An 817-nucleotide genomic window follows, 5' to 3' on the forward strand; every position below is an offset into this window, starting at 1 on the left:
GATGGATATTCATTTCTCCCAATCCAGTGCTGAGTACAAATACTGAGGAAGTGACCAAAAATAATATGAAAACGATAATCATCGCTTTTTTATCCATTAAGAATGATATTTTTTCATTAAATAAACGAAAACTCTTATATGACTTCATCGGCTGCTGAACCCCTTTCTAGCTATGTAAATAAAGAATGGGGTGCCAATGATCGCCGTCATGACTCCGACGGGAACTTCCCTGGGCATCAGGATATACCTGGATAGGATATCGGCTGCAAGTAAAAGCACCGCACCGAGTAGTCCGGAAAATGGAATCAGCCAGCGATGATCGGTTCCTACTATATAACGGGTAAGATGAGGGACGACAATTCCTATGAACCCTATCGGTCCCGCCACCGCAACGGATCCACCGGCGAGCAGGATGATTGCCAGCCCCAGGACCGATTTTAGAATAACGACATTCAATCCGAGACCTTTTGCCACATCTTCACCCATGGATAACACATTCATTTTTCCGGAAACGATCAAGGCCAGTCCCCATCCAACTAAAAGGTAAGGAAGGACCGCAACTAAATTATCAAGACTCCTGCCGGAAACCGATCCGGCAAGCCAAAACAAAACTTGATCCAATAGTGCCTCATTGGAAACCAAAAGACCTTGCGTCAATGAAGCTACCATCGCGGACATCGCTGCTCCAGCCAAAGTCAGCTTCATCGGTGTCAAACCGCCCCGTCCCATGCTTCCTATCATATATATACTTGTTGCCGCGATTGCGGCCCCGATGAAAGATAACCAGGTGAATATTTGGAGATTGCTTACCCCAAAA

At 45.8% G+C, this 817-nt stretch carries 1 protein-coding gene; it reads right to left on the reverse strand.

Annotated elements, in window-relative coordinates; genetic code table 11:
- Positions 1 to 144: 144 nt before the first annotated feature.
- Positions 145 to 817 (reverse strand): FecCD family ABC transporter permease (locus tag CVN76_RS06265; protein WP_100530616.1); only part of this gene is annotated, 673 nt, incomplete at its 5' end.

The sequence above is a fragment of the Bacillus sp. mrc49 genome, assembly GCF_002803435.1.